Origin of the sequence: Syntrophotalea acetylenica, from assembly GCF_001888165.1 — a bacterium.
Taxonomy (GTDB): Bacteria; Desulfobacterota; Desulfuromonadia; order Desulfuromonadales; family Syntrophotaleaceae; genus Syntrophotalea; species Syntrophotalea acetylenica.
Genome location: NZ_CP015455.1, coordinates 862,349 through 877,636, shown reverse-complemented (window position 1 = coordinate 877,636; position 15,288 = coordinate 862,349). Strand labels below are relative to the sequence as shown.

Sequence of the window (15,288 nt, the reverse complement as noted above, 5' to 3'; positions counted from 1 at the left end):
GCAACTCCTGTTGCCGGCGGGTTCCCATCTGATGGAAAACCCTGGTGGAAACCGGATAAAACCTTTCGGTTGTGTGAATCGTGACTGAAAAAACCGCTCATGGCAGGGTACCGCTTGTTCGCATCGTGGCCGCCCCGAATTGAGGGGCGGCCACGATGCGCCGTATCAGACCTTCCAGGCTTTGGGCAGATATTTGAGACGCCCCTGCCCGAATTCGGTAATGGCATAGTTCACCACCAGATTACCGTCCCGGTCCAGTTCGATATCCCGGGTTTCGATCAACCCGCCGGCCCTCATGGAAAGAAGGTGTTCGCCGATGACATTTTCATTGAACTGCCCTTCAGCACCATACTCGGAGCGCAACGCGTTCATCAGTTCTTTGATCGAAGACTCCTTCACTGTCGAGAAAAAGTGAAGAATACGGAATCGCATAGGAAGTACAGCTGCCATGTTAAGCCTCCGCCCGCAGGTTGATCATTTCTTTGGGATTGCCGACAACCAGGATGGCGCCGATGGTGATAACGATCGCGCCAACCACCAGATTGCTGGTAATCGCGACATCGGTCATGAAGTAGGAAAATACCAGACCCCAGATAGCGTAGGTGATATTCAGTGCCATGCAGCGACTGCAACCGCACATGCTGAAAGCCTTGTACCAGAGCAGATAGGAAAAGCCGCCGGCCATGCCGGCCAGAGCGATGACCCAGATAACATTGGGCGTGATCAGGGCCTGCCCGAAAATGGCCAGTCCGGCGACCAGGGGCAATACCGCCAGTACGGAAACGACACAGGAGGTCGCTTCACGGATATTGATGGCCACGGCGGGATCAACCATATCCATGCCAAAGGTAGCCAGTACGCCTTCCGTACCCCAGCCGAAAGCGGCCAGCAGGGAACAGCCGATGCCGAGATAGAAGTTGGGCATGGTGCCGCCCTCGGGCGGAACATAGCCGAGGATAACCGCGCCGGTGACGCAGGTGAGAATGCCGAACCACACGCGGGGGCTGATCTTTTCCTTGAGAATCAGCCGCGCCATAATCGCGCCGACAACCGGATAGCCGGCTGATATGCCCATGGCGTAGGCGGCCCCGGCGAAGTTGATGCCGAGCAGATAGGCGCCCATGCCGATAGGCCCGCCAAGCAGGGCGGCCACACAGACAATGAAGCCGGGAAAGGTCTTGAGAGAGCGGCCGATGTCTTTCCAGCGCCCGGTGAACAGGTTGTAGAGAGCCAGCCACAGTCCGGCAAAGCCGTCATGCAGAGCCGACCCGGCCAGCGGGGCCGCATACATGGTGGCCCCGGCGGTAAAAGGGGCCATGGCCAGCGCAATGCCGAGAACAACCCCGTCCAGCCCCCACAACATGCCGGAGCCCAGGGCCGTTGCCAGGCCGCGTTTGACAAACCCCAATTCCTTTCGTTCGAAAACCTGCCTTGCCGAAACGCGGGTTCCGGCCATACTTGCTGTTTGCACCCCGTTAGCCATAATGCCGTCTCCAATAAAATGGTTGTTTTGTCCTGCCCCCGATGTGACCCCTGCCACAGGCAAAGGGCATTGCAATCATTTGTGCGACCGTGCAGCTTTTCAAACCATCAACCGTCGGACAACGGATCCGGAACACCCCGACGGACCGACCCTTGTGCCGAAGCCGGCGACGGCGCAACGCTTTGAAAAGACCGTCGCACCCGGATGGGTGAAACGTTCATATGAACACCTGAATCGTATGGCATGTTCGTTTATGTTGTCAAGTGTTATTTCGGACACAACCCAAGCATCTTAGAACACGCTTCCACACTTCCCATCTGAAGGATTGGCATCCTGCCGGGAGCCCGGCACGGCGCTCAATATATTTTTGTAAAGCCCTGTTTTTGAAAGCCTTAAATAAAACAAACCAGACAACCCGACAGCTGAAAACGGACATCTTCGACGCGCCCAACCCTTTTAAGACGGTGTACACTTTCATACCAAATCGTTCATATTTTATCAGAAAAACTACCATCGCATCTCACATCCCCGATATTTTGCGGGCAATAATCACCCCTGAAACTCCAGATCAGTTGCAATCCGGGAGTTGAAAAAGAAAAACACCGTTGAAAGTCTCTGGGAGAGAAAACTTTCATTGCTCTGAAGCGGTTGGAAATGTTATAAAAGAACAAAAACAGAAAGGATCGAACAAATACGCGATGCTCGAAGAGAATGGTAAAATCACGAGATCCGAGAGTGCTTCCGGCAGCAACGACCAACTGCTTCCGGCCGAACGGCACATGCGCATCCGCAACCTGCTGCGCGAACGACTGACCATCCGGGTCACCGAATTGAGCGACATGATGGGCGTTTCAGAGATGACCATCCGTCGCGACCTCGAAACCCTTGAGCGGCAGGGCCTTCTCGAACGGACCTACGGTGGCGCGGTTTACCGGCAGGAGCGCATGACCCACGAAGAGCCCTACGAGACCCGGCTCAAGGAACTGCCCGACATCAAGGACCAGATCGGTCGCAAGGCCGCCTCCCTGATCGAACCCCATGACACGCTGCTGCTGCACTCGGGCACCACCGCGCTCTACGTCCTGCGCCACCTCGACCCGGAAATCCCGGTGCGTGTCTACACCAACAATGTCGGCGCCATCCAGGAGGTCAAGGGCAAACGGGCCGAACTGATCCTGCTGGGCGGTGAGTATCGTCCCGAGACACACTCCATGGAAGGTCCGCTGACCATGGAAACGCTACAGGAACTGCACCCCAAAAAGACCTTTCTGATCCCCGACGGCATCAGCTTTCGGGACGGCATCACCACACCGTCCTTCACCGAAGCCGCACTGGAACGAGCCATGATCCAGCAGACACGGGGACAGGTCATCGTGCTCGCGACACACAATTCTTTCGGCAGGGTGGCGGACCTTGTCGTCGCCCCCATCGACAAAGTCGATCTGCTGATTGTCGATCACAAGCTGCCCGAGGAATACCTGCGAGACCTCAAGGCCCTCGGCATTCGCGTCCTGGTGGCGGATTAAATGCCCGGCGGGGGTCCTCTGATGCAAAGAAAACGGCACCAGGTTTCCACGGTGCCGGATTTTTCCTACCCGACCCAGCTTTCCTGCAGGCTGATGGCCGAACAGGCCGCGCGGGTAGCCAGGGACTGCTACGATATCGGCGAACTCCAGGACATCGTGCAGCTGTACGGGGGCTATACCAACCTGAGTTTCAAGGTCATCACCCGCACTGCCGGCGGTTTTCAAAAATACTTCTTGCGCATTTACCGCCAGGGAACCCCCATCGAGCATATCTGCTTCGAACATTCCCTGGTGGAGCATATCGTCGACCGCGGCGGCCACATGGTGGCCGCCCTGATCCGCACCAGAGACGGCGCCAATTTCGTCCGGCGCCCGATTCCCAATCCCAACAGCAGCGGAGAGCTTTTGTACGCGATGTTCGCGTTTATCGGCGGCGAGGACAAATATTCCTGGACCTGCAACCACCTGAGCAGGGAAGAATACATCTACTCGGGCCGCATGCTCGCCGAGTTGCATCGATGTGCCGCCGGCTTCGATCCGGGGGAGCTGACATCGATGCACCGACCCATCAGCGAACGCCTCGTCACCCTGCCGGTCGAGTTTGCACACTGTGCCGAACAGACGCGGCAGAGTTGCTTCGACCGCTACTTCCTTAAAAACCTCGAAGACATGGCAGCGGTCGCGGAAAAAATCCACAACCGTCTGGTTGCGGCTTCAAACCTGCCGATCATGGGTATTCATGGTGATTTTCACCCGGGGAACCAGAAATACAATCTCAACCGGGTGATCGGCGTGTTCGATTTCGACCGCGCCTGTTACGATTTTCGCCTGTTCGATGTGGCACTGGCGGTTATCTATTTCTGCTGCTGCTGGGAAAAAAAGATGGATGGCAACCTGTGGCTGCGCAAGGCGGATCTGTTCCTGCGGGCTTATCAGAAACGCGCCGCGCAGTGGCCCGCGCCAGGGCCACTAAACCGCGAAGAGATCGAAACATTCTCCCCCCTGCTGACCGCCGCCGCCCTGAGCCTGATCCGCTGGGCCACCGTTGAAGCCTACTACCTTGAGCGGGAGAACTGTCCGGACCAGGAATATCTGTTTTACCTGAAGCACAATGTCCGACTGGTACGCTGGCTCGAGCATAACCGCGGCCGCGTCGAGAACATGCTGCGCAAGGCCCTGGCCTGACCCTCCCTGCCCGCCTCCTGCCGACGGCACATACCGGCAAACCCCATCCATCAAACCATGCCTCAACGGCAATCCCTGTCTCGTACACATTTCGCAAAAAGGCTCCCCGCAAGCCGATCGGCCCGAGCGGGGAGCCCGTAAGAGAATTGCCCTGCGGCCATGACAGCCACGTCAGGGTCAGAAAGTGAAGGTTACATAGGCTTCAACCACCATCATGGCCTGATCGTCGCCCCAGTACTGCTCCGCGGCTTCGCCGGGGAACGCGCAGCCGAACACGCCACTGAGCCAGACGTTGTCGTTGAGGGCATAATCGGCGTACAGATTGATTTCGTCGGCATACTCGTCGCTGGTCACCGGCGTGCCGAAAATGTTGTTTTTGTCGAGCTTGAAGTTGTAGTAGATGGCGCCGACGGAGAGCTTATCGGTCGGAACCAGGTTCAGATGCACCATCTGGATCTGCTGGTTGCTGTTGAACAGATGATATTCGCCAACCACCTCGCCCATGAAATGGGTGCCCCAGCCGCGCAGAAAACCGTAAAACAGAGGATCGAAGGATTCGTAATCGGAGGTATCGGCATCGTCGCCGGAGAAAAACGCGTACCGATAGCTCAAGGTCGGCGTCCAGGGCAGGTTGCCGAAGGTCCAGCCCGCCTCGACATAGTAACCGTAAGCATCGACGTCGGCCCGGTCACCGCCGGCCTGGTCGGCGTATTCGCCGGACAGGAAGAGTTCTTCGAGGCCCCAGGCGGTCAACGGATTCCCCTGAAAACGCACGCTCCAGACATCCATGCCATCGCGGTTGGCATAGAAGTTCTCGGTCACGCCGTCTTCATAGAAGGCATTGGCGTCGGTGATGGTCATCCAGGAAGCACCGAGGGTGCCGAAACCGTCCTTGATGTACTCGACATTCACCCCGTACAGTTCGGTATCGGCATAATCCTTGTCGGCCTTCAGATAGAAGAAATCGGCCCGCACCGGTTCGGTGTTGACTTTGAGGATGGCGGTCTCGCGGAAGGATTTGTGGGGCGCGATCCAGTAACAGCCTTTGGCGCCGTCGAATTCGCCGTCGGCGATCAGAAAACCGTCGCCGACGGAAAACACCTGCTCACCGAAACTGATGTCGATGACGTTTTCAGGCAGGCCGGGGATCAGGTTGCCGGATTTCCAACCGGCATAGAACAATTCGGATTCCCAGTCGCCGGGGTTTTCGCTGCCGCCGAAGGTCTGTGAGAAACCGGCGGGATCGATACCGCCGAAGGTCTGGGTGCCGACATAGGAAAACTCGCCGTAAAAGGTACCGAATTTTCCGGTGTCGTAGGACATGTTGAGGCTGGGCATGATATAGACTTCAAACCAGCTGTTATCCTTGTCGCCGTTCTTGACGCCGCCAGCCCCGAAATTGGAATTGTTGGTGTGAAAGGTGCCCATGGCGGCACTCAAGCCGGCGCCGGCATGAAAGCCATTGTAGTCGATTGCGTAGATTTCCGCACCGGCCGGCGCCGCGCCGAATCCGACGCCCGCGGCCAGCAGTCCGAGCAGCAGACTTTTAATCCACCTTGCTTTGCTCATTGCCTTGTTCCTCCATCGAGTATTTTCTCGCCCAGTGCGCCGGCGCGCCACAATCCGCCAGCGACTGCCAAGTTCAAATGCGAGTTAACCTGCCGATCGTGCAACACCATCAAGACACGCAAACGCCATTCCTTCCTGATGCATTGCGGCATAACACCATAAATTACATTTGAAAAACCGTGCCACCCAGAGACTCAACGCTGTAAAGTTCAAATTTTCATCACTATCTTCCGTGACAGGTTTTTCGGCAACCCTCCGGCGGGCCATATGCCGGCCCGCCGGGAATCTTCTTACCTGGTCGCCATCCGGAAACTCCGGATGGCGGCCCGCCTAAAACCCCTGCAGCGTGGTGCGGCTGATGATTTCGTCCTGCACTTCCTTGCAGAGTTCCACGAAGAAGGCACTGTATCCCGCTACGCGGATCATCAGGTCGCGATATTCTTCCGGGTTCTGCTGAGCCTGCTTCAGGGTTTCGTTGTCGACATAGCTGAACTGCATCTGGCCGTTGCCCAGAATGGAGGCGGTGCGCAGCAAAGTGATCAGGCCGGCCTCGCCTTCGGGGGTCTCCAGGACGCCTTCCATCAGCTTGAAGTTGTGCACCATGCCGATATTCATCGATTCCACATTCATCTTGCTGACCGACTTGATGATGGCGGTGGGGCCTTTTTTGTCGGCGCCCTGCACCGGGCTGATGCCGTCGGACAGCGGCGTGAAGGCCAGGCGGCCGTCGGCGGTGGCACCGGTGATTTCGCCGATGGGGGTGTTGTTGGAAATCGACAGGGTCCCGTGGCTCATGGTGGAATACAGCATCTTGAACTGACGGCAGGCCTTCTCGGTGTATTCGACCAGGTCGGCGGCGATCCTGTCAGCGTAGTCGTCATCGTTGCCGTACTTGGGTGCGCTCAGGCAATCCTGGCGCATCTGCTCGTAGCCTTCCCAGTTGGCGTCAAGGGCCTTCTGGAAATCGGACAGGGTGTATTTCCTGTCGTCGAAGACAAGCTTCTTGATGGCGGCCATGGAGTCGGTATAGGTGGCCAGGCCGGAAAAAATCAGGCCGGGACCATGGTTGAGGACAGCGCCGCCGGCGGTCACATCCTTGCCGGTCTCCATGCAGCCTTCCACAAACAGGGACATCAGAGGCTTGGGCGCCACGTCCCGGTGCACGCGCTGGCTGATGACGGTACCGATAGCCGACAGCTTGCAGATATATTCGATCTGCTTCTTGACGGCAGCGTCAAACTGCTCGTAGGTGGCGAACTGATCCAGATCGCCGGTATCGAGGCCCTGCCTGGTGCCGTGCCACTTCATCACGCCGCGATTCAGAACAAACTCGATGGCGACCGGCCACTGGGTATAGCCGGTGGAGGTCCACTGATAGATACGGCCCGATTTCTGTGGCTCGACGCAGCCCATCAGGCAATAATCGCGGGCGTCTTCGAAATCGTAGCCCTTGCGCAGCATCATCTTGATATGGGCATCGTCGAAATGGCAGGCGGGGAAGCCCAGACCCGCCTTGACCACTTCCACGATCTTCTGCAGATACTTGTGCGGCGACTGGTTGTGGATGCGGCAGGCCAGAGACGGCTGATACACGCCAAGCTTGCGCACCACGTCCATCACCAGATAGGTCAAATCGTTGGTAGCGTCGCCGCCTTCGCGTTTCTGGCCGCCGACGCACAGATTGATGAAAGGCTGGTAGCCGGCGAAATACTTGGCGGCCAGTTCGCTGGTCAGCCACATCATTTCGGCGCACTTGATAATGAAGCAGCTCAGCAGTTCAAAGGCCTCGGTTTCTTCGAGTTTACCGGCTTTGACATCCGCTTCGTAGCAGGGATAGACGTACTGGTCGAGACGGCCAAGAGACAGACCGGTCTGGTTTTCCTCGATGACAAACAGCGACTCGATGGTCCAGATCGACTGCAGGGCTTCCTGGAAGGTCCGCGGGGGATTGGCCGGCACGCGGGCGTTGACCTCGGCAATCTTTTCGAGTTCGGCCTTGCGCCCGGGATTCTGCTCCTTGCCCGCAAGTTCGCTGGCGTAGGCGGAGAGACGACTGGCGTAGGTGATGATACCATCGCAGGTATGAATGGCGGCTTTGTAGAAATAAATCCTGTCGATGTCTTCCGGCACGTCCATGGACAGCGTCGCCAGGTTGGCTTCGGCCTCGGCCTTGATGCCGCTTACTCCCTTGGTGAACAGGATCACGTCGAAACCGGGGCAGGTGTCGCCGCCGCCGTTTACCTGATGGTAGGACAGATCGCTGACGAACGCCTCGGCGGCAAATTCCCACAGTCCCGCTTCGCGATACTGGGTTTCACAGACTTCATCGAGGGACTTGCCTTCCCAGAAAGGGAAGATCTGCTCACGCATGATTTTTTTGTCTTCATCGCTGACCTCGAAAGGATCCTGCGAACGGGTACCGATGCTGTCGAGTTCGTCGCGCACCCATTTCCAGGCGATATCCGGGGAAAAGGCACCGGCACGAGGTTTGCCGCAGGGATGCCCGACGATCAGCTCGTCGTCCTGGATCAGCAGCGGCGCATCCTCGCAGGCCTTCTTGAACGCCAGGGCGCGACGCAGAATGTTCGGCAGGCCCGGGTTCTGTCGGGTGATTTCCGTAAAAGCCAGGGCGCGACCGACGGCAATGCTGGGTTTTACTTGCAGGTAGGCATCCTTGAGACGCTGAATCCGTTCGGGAAGTTCGTACTTTTTACGGGTGGCGCCTTCAGCCATTCCCCCACAACAGGTTCCTGCCATGATCAACCTCCGTTATTTTGGGTGTAAAAGGTTAGCAACCGTGGTTAGACACTCTCAACCAGAAGCCCATCCTCTCCGGCCGGCGGGGCCAGGCGCTCAAAAGAATGAACTGTTGTGTTCGAAATCAATGTAAATGATGTTCGTTTTTGTTGTCAAGAGTAAAAACCTAACCACAACAAAACATTTTTTGCAAAGAACCTTTCACGCACCGCTCTTCTCCATAAACCACCAAAACCCACGACTGCCACGTTTTTTCAATACCTTAAACCGCAACCACAATTTTGATCACCCGCCGGGCGCAAGATAATTCGCGCCCTCCGACGGACAATACACCTCACAACTTATCGGACAAACCTTAACAAAACAGCAAGCGACAGCAGCCCGAAGACGCCAAAGACACCGTTTCAGCGGCCTGAAAAGTCGTATACATTCAGACGCCTCCACGCCACATGCCCGCCCGATGGCCAGAGCAAACACATTCAACAGCATTGCGGGCTCCAAAATGTTTGACTGCTCTCAAAATAACGTTCATTTCCTATTGAGCCCAGGCCTTGTTTGCGGCAGAATGAACACAGCAATTCCTTGCCATGCAAGCACGCCGTTCGCGACTGGAGGTTCCATGAAAAACGACACCGCCGCCGACAGGGCAAAATCCTTTGCCGATTCAGGCTTCGGCCATTTGAAAACCGCATCCTATGATGCCGCGCTTGACGCTTTTGCGGAAGCCGCCAGGCTCTGTGAGCAAGCTGGCGACAAGGCCGGCGAGGCGACGCAGCGCATGATCATGGCCGACATCTGTTTTGCCACAGGCCGCCAGGGCCAGGCACTGGATATTTATCGGGAGGTTCTTGCCATTCTGAGGCCCGACGCTGACAAGGCACGTATTGCCGCCGTGCAGAACAATATCGGGCTGCTTTTGAGCCGCCTGCAGCGACACGCGGAAGCCATGGCGGCGTTCGGTGAGGCCAGGGCTGGATTCCAGGCATGCGGGCAGACGCAGAGAGCAGCCGAACAGCTGGGAAACATGGGGTCGCTGTGCCGCGACCGCCAGGCCTACGAAGACGCCCTGAATTATTACCAGCAGGCATTGGAGATGTTCGAGGAGATGGCCCTGGCGGAAAAAATCGCGGATCAGCACGCCAATATCGGCTATATCCACGCCATGCGCGGCGACAAGGACGCCGGTTTGTTACACTTTGAACAGGCTCTCACGCTATATCGGCAGTCGGGAAATCAGGACAAGGCTCTGGAAACACAAAAAAACATCGACACGCTCAACAACTGAGGGCACAGACCATCATGCAGGGATTACAACTGGCGCGGGAATTTTTCCTGGCCCACGGCCAACCGATGCTCGAAAGCCGCTTCGGCGATCTGTGGCCAAGGATCGCCGTCGGCCTCGTCGGACCAGGCTCGGAGTGTTACGGCTTCGATGACGCCATCTCCCGCGATCACGACTGGGGACCGGGCTTCTGCCTGTGGTTGACTGGAGAGGATTACGCGACCTGGGGCGCGCAGCTGCAGGCTGGCTACCGCAGCCTGCCACCAAATTATGCCGGGTACGGTCCGCGCCGCAGCAGCCCCGGCGAGGAACATCGCGTGGGGGTCATGAGCATCGAGAATTTTTATGGTCGCTATACGGGCCTCGACCATCCGCCAACAGCATTGCGGGAATGGCTGCGGCTGCCGGAGCAGAATCTGAGCGTCTGTACCAACGGCGCAGTGTTCCATGATCCCGCGGGCGTTTTTTCGACATGGCGCCAGGCGCTGCTCGCCTACTACCCGGAAGATATCCGTCGCCAAAAAATTGCCTCGCGCTGCATGACCCTGGCGCAGAGCGGCCAGTACAATCTGGCGCGCAGCATGCGGCGCGGCGATCCTTTTGCCAGCCGCTATGCCGAAATGCAGTTCTGCCACGACCTGATGTCCATGGCATTTCTGCTCAACCGATGCTACCCGCCATTTTACAAGTGGCTGCACCGGGCCACGGCCCGACTGCCCATTCTCGGCGCGGTGATTCACGAAAAAATCACCTGCCTGGTCACCAGCACCGAGGATGCGGAAAAGCTTTCCATCATCGAGGAGCTTTGCCAATTCATCATTGACGAATTGCGCAGGCAGGGGCTGAGCGACGCCCGCGGCAACTTTCTGCTCGACCACGCGTTCCCCGTGCAGGCCGGTATTGCCGACCCCGTATTGAGAAAAAACTTCTCTATTTCACCCTGAAAACCAGGAAAGGTGCTGTTTATGAGCCATCGTGCAACAATCACCGACCAGATTCTGGAATGTGAACTGGCCATGTTCCTCGCCGTTCCGACCGACCAGCCCTATCGCTGCCAGCAGGACCCCGAGAGCTTCAAACTGCACCGGCGGGCCCAGTTTGCGGCCTGGTCGCTCGCAACCCTCCAGAGCTACCTGGCCGACCTGCAGCAGGCCCGCAAAAACAGCCGCAATCTTCTGGCCATCAAATATGCCCGCATGGAGAATCTCATCCCCTGCGACAATGCCAGCCCGGTTATCGACACCATCATCGCCATGGCACTGGACGGGCAAAAACGCTTCATTGCGGCGTATCCCTTCCTGATGCGGGGCGGGCGGCCGCTGGACAAGGCTCAGGACAGCCCCGGCGTGACCTCTTTTGAAACCTACCTGCGAGGCGAGCTGGAAACCTATTCAGAGAGCACCCTGGCGTTGCTGCTTCAGGACCTGCAGGAGCTGGAGCGGGCCGGATCGAGCCTGTCCGAAGCCACCTATCGCCACCTGGCGGCAGAGTGGGGATTCGATTCGCTGCAAGCGCTTGAGAAGACCCTGGAGGAAAAAAACAAAACTTCCGACAGATAAGAAACGCCGGCGCCGAAGCGACAGACCTTTCCTTACAACCGTTGTCCGCGGTCAGGGGCGGCTCTCAGCGCACGTTTCCCCCGGCTGACCCTGCAATGCCGCCCTGGATCTGGTACGCTTCGAGAAGACGCACTGAAAGTGACGCTATTCCAGAACCGGAGGTCGAACATGGGGAACAGACACGAACTGGAAAATAAGCTCAAAGGTGAATCGCTGGTGCGCAAAGGGCTGATGAAATCCCATGCGCATATCAAGCCGATCCGGCTCATTCCCGATCTGCACGTGATCAAGATCGGCGGACATGGCACCATGGATTACGGTCGTGAAGTGGTGATCCCCCTGGTACAGGAACTCGGCGAACTGTCCAGGAACCACAAACTGCTGGTCGTCACCGGCGGTGGCGTACGGGTCCGGCATATCCTCGACATCGGCATCGACCTCGGCATGCCCACCGGTGTGCTGGCGGAACTGGCCGGCAAAATCAGCGAGCAGAACGCCGAAATCATGGCATTGCTGCTATCGCCCTATGGAGGCACCCGTATCAAGAGCGACGATCTGCTTGACCTGCCGATGATGCTGAAGCTCGGTTTTCTGCCCGTCACCCACGGTACGCCCCCCTACGGCCTGTTCGAGCATCCGCCCGGAACCGGGCTGATCCCCCCGCACCGCACCGACACCGGGGCGTTTTTGATGGCCGAGGTGCTCGGCGCCCAGAGCTGCATTCTGGTCAAAAACGTCGACGGCCTGTTCACCGAAAATCCCTTTGTCAATCCCGAGGCGAAACTGATCCCCGAAATAACCGCGGAGGAACTGCTGGCCATGGACATGGAGGACATGGTTCTGGAGCGCAAACTGCTGTACCTGCTCAAAGATGCCGCCAACCTCAAGGAAGTTCGCATCGTCAACGGACACAAACGCGGAACCATCATCCGGGCGATGCGCGGCGAGCCGATCGGGACCGTAATTCGCGCCTGAAACTTGCTCTCGAACCGGCATTTAGTGGTATACTATAAGTGCAACTGTATCTACCGCTATCCAGAGCGGTACAACGAGAGGAGGACACCATGGCAGGCAAGATTTTTTACCGCGAGCGGGAAAAAATTGTGGACGGCGCCAAAACTCCGCGCTACATCGTCGGTGCCGTGTCGGACGTGAACCTCAAGGTTTACAGCAAGCACATGCGCATGTGCGAGCTGAAACAGATTGCCGAAGAACTCGGGGCGGAGCTTATCGCCCTGAAACGCGGCCCGAAGCACTAGGTTAGTATCCATCCGGAAACTCCGGATGGATACAGCGTAGTTTTCATATGGGGAACGAGCAATTTTTCGTTGTGGCAAGGAAATCAAGGGGTTGCGCGGAGGCGTACATCGGTACGCCGCACAAGCAAGCCTGCGGATTGACGCCGCCACGGCGGAAAAGGGCCGTTTCCGGATGAAAACTAGACTAGAGGCTGTGTAAACAGGCAAGGCAACACTGCGGCCCGCCACAATTGTGGTGGGCCGCTTTTTTTATTGCCGCCCGATGGCCGCCAGAAAGCACTTCGTCACACGGGCCAGCCTGTCGTCGAGGCGACTGAATGCTTCCTTGGCGATGACATCGGGCACCGCGCCGCAAAAGGCCTCGGCCACCGCCCCGGTGATGCAGGCGATGGTGTCGCTGTCGCCGCCAATGGAAACCGCATTGCGGATGGCATCTTCGAAGTCGTCGGCCTCGAAAAAGGCCTGCAGAGCCTGGGGCACCGACCCCTGGCAGGTTACGTCGAAGTGATACCAGGGCCGGATGTCTGCGAGGGTCCATTTGAAATCGTAACCAAAGCGCGCGGCGACAAATTCCCGGATGGCGGATTTGCACTCACCGCTGCGGGCCAGGAAAATGGCCGACGCCACCGCCTGGGCCCCCTTGATGCCTTCGGGATGGTTGTGGGTCACGGCGGCGCTGCGGCGCGCTTCGTCAAGAACCTCCGCAAGGTCGTTAAAATACCATCCGACCGGGCTCACGCGCATCGCCGAGCCGTTGCCAAAGGAATTGTACGGCTCCAGAGAATCGCTACCGGCCCATTGCCGGAAAATCCCCCCATAGCCGGCGTCGGGATACAGGCGGAAATACTCTTTCAATTTCCGGGCGAAGGATTCCCCGGTAAGCAGGGCGTCGGCCTGTGCCACGGTCAATACCGTATCGTCTGTAAACCGCGAGCTGTCCGTAAACAGTTCGAAAACCCTGGTCTTGATATTGTGCCACTCAAACCGCGAACCGATAATATCGCCAGCCAAAGCCCCGAGCATAGCCGCACCTCCCGCACAAATCCACCTGCACCTCGATCAATTATAACACGGCCGAAGCGACGCCCCGTGCATCGACGGGGAGACAAACCTCGGGTGATTGTTCAAAGGTCTTGGCAAATCCCCGGGCAACGCTATATAATCCACAACAAATCGCATATCCGCCCGTTATCCCCCTGCGCTCATCGCAACGACCTTGACGGCGGACATTCTCTCTGGCGATCGCAAAACGCCAGGCATTACGGAGCTTGCTGTGGATTTCATATTCGATTCGCTCAAAACAGCCTTTGTACTGATCCTTTCATGGGACCCCGAGGTTTACAAAACGGTCTGGACCTCTCTGTACGTGTCCCTGATCGCCATCGTGTTCTCCACCGTCGCCGGCGTTCCGGCCGGCATGGCCATCGGGCTTGGACAGTTTCCCGGCCGGCGCGCGGTCATTACCCTGCTCAATACCCTCATGGCCCTGCCGACGGTCGTTATCGGACTGGTGGTGTACGGATTTTTCAGCCGTTCAGGCCCCCTGGGGCAGTTCGGCCTGCTGTTCACCCCGACAGCTATGGTCGTCGGGCAGATTATCCTGGCCACGCCGATCATCGCCAACTATACCCTCGGCGCACTGAGCGCTTCGGACAGCCGCATCATGCCGACCGCCCTGACCCTCGGTGCCAGCACCAGCCGCGGGGCCCTGCTGTTGATGCAGGAGATCCGCTTCGGCGTGATGGCCGCCATTATCGCCGGATTCGGAAGAATTATCGCCGAAGTCGGAGTCGCCATGATGCTGGGCGGCAACATCCGCGGCTATACCCGCACCATGACCACCGCCATCGCGCTGGAAACCAGCAAGGGGGAATTCGCCTTCGGCCTGGCCCTCGGCATCTTCCTGTTGTCGGTCGCCCTGCTTATCAACATGTTTCTGAACTTCCTGCAACAGAGGTAACCGTGACCCCTTTTTTAGCGCTGCACGCCATCGAAAAACGCTACAACAGCCACCTGGCTCTGCAACTCGAGGAAATCCGTTTCGAGTCCCGGAAAATCTATTCCCTGGTAGGCTCCAACGGTTGCGGCAAAAGCACCCTGCTGCAGATTGTCGCGCTGTTGCTCAAACCTACCTTCGGAGAGATGGTCTTCCAGGGCGAAAAGGTGGTCTGGAAGAAAAAAAACCTGCTGCGGCTGCGTCAGGACATCACCCTGGTGCACCAATCCCCCTACCTTTTCAGCCGCTCTGTGCACCACAACATCGCTTACGGGCTGAAAATGCGCGGCACCAACAGCAAGGACCAGCACCGCCTGATTCACGGTGCCCTCGAAATGGTCGGGCTGGAAGGGTTCGGCCGGCGCAGCGCCCGTGAACTGTCCGGCGGCGAACAGCAGCGGGTGGCCATCGCCCGGGCGCTGGTGTTGCGTCCCCGGCTGCTGCTGCTTGACGAGCCAACCTCCAACATGGACCGCGCCAGCATCGAAGCCTTCGACAAACTGCTGCCGCTGCTGGTGGAACAGGGCATGACCATCATCCAGGCCACCCACTCCCCGGATCAGCCGGAACGTCTCAACAGCACCATCATTCGCATGGAGGACGGACGCCTCGCCTGAATAAACCGTGTGCGGCGCGCCCTCCCGCCGTTTCGGCAAACCGTTTTGCGCCCCC

The 15,288-nt window shown here is 58.0% G+C and carries 13 protein-coding genes and 1 pseudogene; 9 read left to right on the top strand and 5 right to left on the bottom strand.

The features are described from left to right. Window positions 1–165: 165 nt before the first annotated feature. Window positions 166–450, bottom strand: coding sequence for a DNA-binding protein (locus tag A6070_RS03975; RefSeq protein ID WP_072287150.1), 285 nt, complete (start codon window positions 448–450; stop codon window positions 166–168). 1 nt (window position 451) lies between these two features. After that, window positions 452–1,483: a DMT family transporter gene (locus A6070_RS03970; RefSeq protein ID WP_083558717.1), complete on the bottom strand. Its 1,032-nt coding sequence runs from the start codon at window positions 1,481–1,483 to the stop codon at window positions 452–454. A 698-nt stretch (window positions 1,484–2,181) separates the two neighbouring features. Between A6070_RS03970 and A6070_RS03965 the strand changes: the two genes are divergently transcribed. After that, entirely contained in the window at window positions 2,182–3,009 is an 828-nt protein-coding gene (locus tag A6070_RS03965; RefSeq protein ID WP_072287148.1) for a DeoR/GlpR family DNA-binding transcription regulator, read from the top strand. Between the two features lie 21 nt (window positions 3,010–3,030). Then, window positions 3,031–4,194, top strand: a complete 1,164-nt coding sequence (locus tag A6070_RS03960) for a phosphotransferase (protein ID WP_158514019.1) — start codon at window positions 3,031–3,033, stop codon at window positions 4,192–4,194. A gap of 177 nt (window positions 4,195–4,371) precedes the next feature. Here A6070_RS03960 and A6070_RS03955 read toward each other — a convergent pair whose 3' ends face one another. Then, window positions 4,372–5,763: an alginate export family protein gene (locus A6070_RS03955; protein WP_072287146.1), complete on the bottom strand. Its 1,392-nt coding sequence runs from the start codon at window positions 5,761–5,763 to the stop codon at window positions 4,372–4,374. A gap of 330 nt (window positions 5,764–6,093) precedes the next feature. Beyond that, window positions 6,094–8,463, bottom strand: a pseudogene (gene cutC / locus A6070_RS03950) (choline trimethylamine-lyase); the annotation flags it as partial. A gap of 676 nt (window positions 8,464–9,139) precedes the next feature. On the opposite strand from cutC, the gene A6070_RS03945 reads away from it, so the two are divergent. From A6070_RS03945 to A6070_RS03925, 5 genes are all read left to right on the top strand, one after another. Next, a complete protein-coding gene (locus tag A6070_RS03945; protein ID WP_072287144.1) occupies window positions 9,140–9,805 on the top strand; it encodes a tetratricopeptide repeat protein in 666 nt (221 codons plus the stop codon). Window positions 9,806–9,819: 14 nt separating this feature from the next. Beyond that, entirely contained in the window at window positions 9,820–10,746 is a 927-nt protein-coding gene (locus tag A6070_RS03940; protein ID WP_072287143.1) for a DUF4037 domain-containing protein, read from the top strand. Window positions 10,747–10,767: 21 nt separating this feature from the next. Next, the gene (locus tag A6070_RS03935; RefSeq protein WP_072287142.1) at window positions 10,768–11,361 is read left to right on the top strand and encodes a DUF4125 family protein; all 594 of its coding nucleotides are present in this window, start codon (window positions 10,768–10,770) and stop codon (window positions 11,359–11,361) included. A 168-nt stretch (window positions 11,362–11,529) separates the two neighbouring features. Further along, window positions 11,530–12,336: an amino acid kinase family protein gene (locus tag A6070_RS03930; RefSeq protein WP_072287141.1), complete on the top strand. Its 807-nt coding sequence runs from the start codon at window positions 11,530–11,532 to the stop codon at window positions 12,334–12,336. Window positions 12,337–12,425: 89 nt separating this feature from the next. Further along, on the top strand, window positions 12,426–12,620 hold the full coding sequence (locus A6070_RS03925) for a hypothetical protein (RefSeq protein ID WP_072287140.1): 195 nt from the start codon (window positions 12,426–12,428) through the stop codon (window positions 12,618–12,620). 249 nt (window positions 12,621–12,869) lie between these two features. Here the strand turns inward: A6070_RS03925 and A6070_RS03920 are convergent, their stop codons facing one another. Next, the gene (locus tag A6070_RS03920) at window positions 12,870–13,643 is read right to left on the bottom strand and encodes an ADP-ribosylglycohydrolase family protein (protein WP_072287139.1); all 774 of its coding nucleotides are present in this window, start codon (window positions 13,641–13,643) and stop codon (window positions 12,870–12,872) included. 250 nt (window positions 13,644–13,893) lie between these two features. Here A6070_RS03920 and A6070_RS03915 point away from each other — a divergent pair, with 250 nt between their 5' ends. Together A6070_RS03915 and A6070_RS03910 are read left to right on the top strand one after the other, a co-directional pair. Continuing rightward, window positions 13,894–14,580: an ABC transporter permease gene (locus A6070_RS03915; protein WP_072287138.1), complete on the top strand. Its 687-nt coding sequence runs from the start codon at window positions 13,894–13,896 to the stop codon at window positions 14,578–14,580. A 2-nt stretch (window positions 14,581–14,582) separates the two neighbouring features. Then, window positions 14,583–15,233, top strand: coding sequence for an ATP-binding cassette domain-containing protein (locus A6070_RS03910; RefSeq protein WP_072287137.1), 651 nt, complete (start codon window positions 14,583–14,585; stop codon window positions 15,231–15,233). Window positions 15,234–15,288: the final 55 nt, after the last annotated feature.

Bases quoted from the DNA above. Each gene is read 5' to 3' on its own strand.
- A6070_RS03965 (WP_072287148.1), top strand. From the start codon at position 2,182: ATGCTCGAAGAGAATGGTAAAATCACGAGATCCGAGAGTGCTTCCGGC.
- A6070_RS03975 (WP_072287150.1), bottom strand. From the start codon at position 450: ATGGCAGCTGTACTTCCTATGCGATTCCGTATTCTTCACTTTTTCTCG.
- A6070_RS03960 (WP_158514019.1), top strand. From the start codon at position 3,031: ATGCAAAGAAAACGGCACCAGGTTTCCACGGTGCCGGATTTTTCCTAC.
- A6070_RS03955 (WP_072287146.1), bottom strand. From the start codon at position 5,763: ATGAGCAAAGCAAGGTGGATTAAAAGTCTGCTGCTCGGACTGCTGGCC.
- A6070_RS03930 (WP_072287141.1), top strand. From the start codon at position 11,530: ATGGGGAACAGACACGAACTGGAAAATAAGCTCAAAGGTGAATCGCTG.
- A6070_RS03935 (WP_072287142.1), top strand. From the start codon at position 10,768: ATGAGCCATCGTGCAACAATCACCGACCAGATTCTGGAATGTGAACTG.
- A6070_RS03945 (WP_072287144.1), top strand. From the start codon at position 9,140: ATGAAAAACGACACCGCCGCCGACAGGGCAAAATCCTTTGCCGATTCA.
- A6070_RS03920 (WP_072287139.1), bottom strand. From the start codon at position 13,643: ATGCTCGGGGCTTTGGCTGGCGATATTATCGGTTCGCGGTTTGAGTGG.
- A6070_RS03925 (WP_072287140.1), top strand. From the start codon at position 12,426: ATGGCAGGCAAGATTTTTTACCGCGAGCGGGAAAAAATTGTGGACGGC.
- A6070_RS03970 (WP_083558717.1), bottom strand. From the start codon at position 1,483: ATGGCTAACGGGGTGCAAACAGCAAGTATGGCCGGAACCCGCGTTTCG.
- A6070_RS03940 (WP_072287143.1), top strand. From the start codon at position 9,820: ATGCAGGGATTACAACTGGCGCGGGAATTTTTCCTGGCCCACGGCCAA.